This is a genomic window from Amycolatopsis sp. SID8362, from assembly GCF_010550475.1.
In the GTDB taxonomy this organism is placed as follows: domain Bacteria; phylum Actinomycetota; class Actinomycetes; order Mycobacteriales; family Pseudonocardiaceae; genus Amycolatopsis; species Amycolatopsis eburnea.
Window position 1 is genome coordinate 1 of record NZ_JAAGNB010000504.1, and the last position, 3,939, is coordinate 3,939.

Below are 3,939 nucleotides of genomic sequence, written 5' to 3' on the forward strand. Positions count from 1 at the left end.
GCGCAAGGTCGACGCCGACCCGGCGCAGCGCATCCGCGCGGTCGCGGTGGCCGGCGCGGTCGTCGCGCTCGGCTGCGTCCTGCTCGGCACGCTGTCCGGCGGACGGCTCGGCGACGGCCCGTTCGACCCGGTGAGCGTGCCGGTGGGGGTCGCGTCCGTCGTCGCGTTCTGCTGGATCGTCATCCCGGGGTCGTTCGTCGCGTTCTTCACGGGCGAGCACGAGCCGCCCGCGCCGCCGCCGGAGGCGCTCGAAGAAAACGAAGCCTTCGAAGACGCCGACGAGGTCGACGTCGAAGAAGCGGCCGAAGCGGTCGAAGACCTGGAACCCTCCGAAGAGGACGAACCCGACGAAGAGCCCGGCGAGGACGCGTCACTTTCACGTGAAAGCGACGCCGGCGAAGAAGCGGAGCTTTCACGTGAAAGTGACGCCGAGCCGGACGAAGCTGTGACCGGAGGCACCGAGACCTGCGGCGACGTCGAGCCGGACGAGACCGACCGTTAGGGTTGACGCGACCTGGTGAAGCGCCGTGCGCCCGGCTGCGCACCGCCCGCGGCAAGGAGCCCGCTCTGTCTCAACGGTTGGAGCTGCCCACTCCGGTGAAGCTCGTCGTGCTCGCGTCGGGCTCCGGCACCCTCCTGCAGGCGGTGCTGGACGCCACCGGCCGGTCCGGCTTCCCGGCCAAGGTCGTCGCCGTCGGCGCCGACCGCACCGGCATCGAAGCCCTCACCCGCGCCGAGCGCCTCAGCGTCCCGGCGTTCACCGTCCGGGTCGCCGACCACCCCGACCGCGCCGCCTGGGACAAGGCGCTGACCGAGGCCGTCGCGGCGTACCAGCCCGACCTCGTCGTCTCCGCCGGGTTCATGAAGATCCTCGGCGAGCAGTTCCTCGGCCGCTTCACGGTGGTCAACACGCACCCGGCGCTGCTCCCGTCGTTCCCCGGGATGCACGCGGTCCGCGACGCACTCGAAGCCGGCGTCAAGGTCACCGGCTCGACGGTGCACTTCGCGGACGCGGGGGTCGACACCGGGCCGATCATCGCCCAGGAAGCCGTCGTCGTGGAGCACGACGACACCGAAGACGTCCTGCACGAACGGATCAAGGCCGTGGAACGCAGGCTGCTGGTGGAAACGATCGAGCGACTCGGCCGCGGTGGCTGCACCGTGGACGGACGAAAGGTGACATTTCGTGAGCACTGACCTGGGACGGCGCCCGGTCCGCCGGGCGCTGATCGGCGTCTCGGACAAGGCGGGCCTCCTGGACCTCGCGACCGGCCTGCACGCGGCCGGCGTCGAGATCGTCTCCACCGGCGGCACGGCGAAGACCATCGCCGACGCGGGGGTCCCGGTCACGCCGGTCGAAGAGGTCACCGGCTTCCCCGAGTCGCTGGACGGGCGCGTCAAGACGCTGCACCCGCGCGTGCACGCCGGCCTGCTGGCCGACCAGGGCAACCCCGACCACGTCGAGCAGCTGCGCAAGCTGGACATCGCGGCGTTCGACCTGCTGGTCGTGAACCTGTACCCGTTCGCGCAGACCGTCGCGTCCGGCGCGAGCGCCGAGGACTGCGTCGAGAACATCGACATCGGCGGCCCGGCCATGGTCCGCGCGGCGGCGAAGAACCACGGCAGCGTCGCGGTCGTCGTCGACCCGGCCCGCTACGGCTGGGTGGTCGAGCGCGTCGCCGACGGCGGCTTCGACTTCGAGGACCGCAAGCGGCTCGCGGCCCGGGCGTACGCGCACACGGCGGCGTACGACACGGCCGTCGCTTCGTGGTTCGCCAGCGCGTACGCGCCCGCGGACGACGCCGGCTTCCCGGACTTCCTCGGCGCCACCTGGGAACGCGCCGACGTCCTGCGCTACGGCGAGAACCCGCACCAGAAGGCCGCGCTGTACAAGAGCGACCGCCCGGGCCTGGCGCACGCCGAGCAGTTGCACGGCAAGGCCATGTCCTACAACAACTACGTCGACACCGACGCCGCGCGCCGCGCCGCGTTCGACTTCGCCGAGCCCGCCGTCGCGATCATCAAGCACGCCAACCCGTGCGGCATCGCGGTCGGCGCGGACGTCGCCGAGGCGCACCGCAAGGCGCACGCGTGCGACCCGGTTTCGGCCTACGGCGGCGTCATCGCGACGAACCGGCCGGTCACCCGCGAGGCGGCCGAGCAGATCGAGAAGGTCTTCACCGAGGTCGTGCTGGCCCCGGACTTCGACGCCGAAGCGCTGGAAATCCTGCAGCGCAAGAAGAACATCCGGCTGCTCAAACTGCCCGCGGCCCCGGCGTCGTCGATCGAGTTCCGCCCGATCTCCGGCGGCGTGCTGCTGCAGACCGCCGACGCGATCGACGCCCCGGGCGACAACCCGGCGTCGTGGCAGCTCGCCACCGGCGCCCCGGCCGACGAGCAGACCCTGCGCGACCTCGAGTTCGCGTGGCGCTCGCTGCGCGCGGTCAAGTCGAACGCGATCCTGCTGGCCGCCGACGGCGCGACCGTCGGCGTCGGCATGGGCCAGGTCAACCGCGTCGACTCCTCGCGGCTCGCGGTGTCGCGGGCGGGGGACCGGGCCAAGGGCTCGGTCGGCGCGTCGGACGCGTTCTTCCCGTTCCCGGACGGCCTGGAGGTGCTGGTCGAGGCGGGTGTCCGCGCGATCGTGCAGCCCGGCGGGTCGGTCCGCGACGCCGAAGTCATCGCGGCCGCGGAGAAGGCGGGCGTCACCATGTACCTGACGGGGACGCGCCACTTCGCGCACTGACCCGGGCTTCGAGAGGGAGGGCTCGATGCAGCAACCGCCGCAGTACGGACAGGGTCAGCAGGGGTACCCGGGCTATCCGCAGCAGCCCGGGTACCCGGGTTACCCGCCGCAGCAGGGCTATCCGCCGCCCGGCTACGGCGGGCCGATGCAGCCGCCGAAGAAGAAGCGCACCGGGCTGGTCTTCGGGATCATCGGCGGCGTCGTCGTGCTGCTCGGCGCGGGCATCCCGCTCGGCATCTTCGCGAGCGACTACTTCGCGAGCACGGGCAAGGCGCCGAGCTCGTCGCCGCCGGCCGCGGAGTGCTCGATCCCGGCGCAGGTGCTGGAAAAGGCCGGGTACCCGAGCTACGTCGGGGGCAACCCGGGCAGCAGCGAAACGTTGCCGGGCTTGAAGCAGATCGGCTGCGGCTTCAAGCCGGGTCCGGACGAGAACGTCCGGGACGCCACCCTGAACGTCCGCGTCGTCGAGTACTCCGGCGAAGACGCGAAGCGGCAGGCGAAGGACAACTACCTGTCGCCGAAGCCGGAGGGCGCGCCGATCGACGTGCCCGGCATCGGCGACAAGGCGGCGCTGGTCCGCCTGGTCACCAAGAGCGCGTTCAGCGGCGCCGAGCTGCACGTGCTCGCCGGCACGAACCTCGTCACGGTCGAGGTTTCCGGCTGGGACAAGGGGTTCTTCTCGAACTCGCCGATGCCGCAGGAGGAGTCCGACGCGGCCGTGAAGGCGGTCGGCGCCGAGGTCGTCAAGAAGCTGCCGCGCTAGGCGGGCGCGGGCAGCGCCTTGCAGAGCGCGACCGGGAACTTCGGCTCGGCCGCCCGGATGTCCGCGCAGCCCGCGGTCTTCGTCTGCGCGAACGACGTCCAGCCGCCGTCGCTCCAGCGGAAGGCGGTGCGTGACGGCGCTTCGGTCTGCTTCACCAGCAAGTCGACGACCAGCCAGGCCGGGTCGCAGGCGCGGGTGGTCCCGGCGCTTTCGGCCCCCGCGGCGGACACCGCGGCGCCGATCCACGCGGGGTCGCAGTGGTCGGCGGGCGGCGCGCAGGTGCCCTGGCGGTCGCAGTGGCCCCAGCCGGCACCGAGCTTGTGCCAGGCGTTGCCGGTGTCGGCGTTGAGGATCACGGTCCGGTCCGCGACCGGCTCGGACGTGGTCAGCCGCAGCTCGGCGGGCACCTTGTCCTGGCAGCCGCCCGCGG

At 72.3% G+C, this 3,939-nt stretch carries 3 protein-coding genes and 2 pseudogenes; 4 read left to right on the forward strand and 1 reads right to left on the reverse strand.

What is annotated here, in order from left to right; translation table 11 throughout:
* The 4 genes and pseudogenes from G3I65_RS16120 to G3I65_RS16135 all read left to right on the forward strand — a co-directional run.
* A pseudogene (locus G3I65_RS16120) lies at positions 1 to 502 on the forward strand (hypothetical protein); the annotation flags it as partial.
* 77 nt (positions 503 to 579) lie between these two features.
* The gene (purN, locus tag G3I65_RS16125) at positions 580 to 1,197 is read left to right on the forward strand and encodes a phosphoribosylglycinamide formyltransferase (protein WP_160696841.1); all 618 of its coding nucleotides are present in this window, start codon (positions 580 to 582) and stop codon (positions 1,195 to 1,197) included.
* Complete coding sequence (gene purH, locus G3I65_RS16130) at positions 1,187 to 2,746, forward strand: bifunctional phosphoribosylaminoimidazolecarboxamide formyltransferase/IMP cyclohydrolase (protein WP_160696842.1); 1,560 nt, start codon at positions 1,187 to 1,189, stop codon at positions 2,744 to 2,746. Before purN ends, purH begins: the two co-directional genes overlap by 11 nt.
* 25 nt (positions 2,747 to 2,771) lie before the next feature.
* Positions 2,772 to 3,509, forward strand: coding sequence for a hypothetical protein (locus tag G3I65_RS16135; RefSeq protein WP_160696843.1), 738 nt, complete (start codon positions 2,772 to 2,774; stop codon positions 3,507 to 3,509).
* On the opposite strand, the pseudogene G3I65_RS16140 reads toward G3I65_RS16135, so the two are convergent.
* Positions 3,506 to 3,939: pseudogene (locus tag G3I65_RS16140) on the reverse strand (hypothetical protein); the annotation flags it as partial. The gene G3I65_RS16135 and the pseudogene G3I65_RS16140 sit on opposite strands and share 4 nt — an antisense overlap.

What these genes read in the sequence shown, in the direction of transcription:
- G3I65_RS16135 (WP_160696843.1), top strand. Translation starts at nt 2,772, where the DNA reads ATGCAGCAACCGCCGCAGTACGGACAGGGTCAGCAGGGGTACCCGGGC.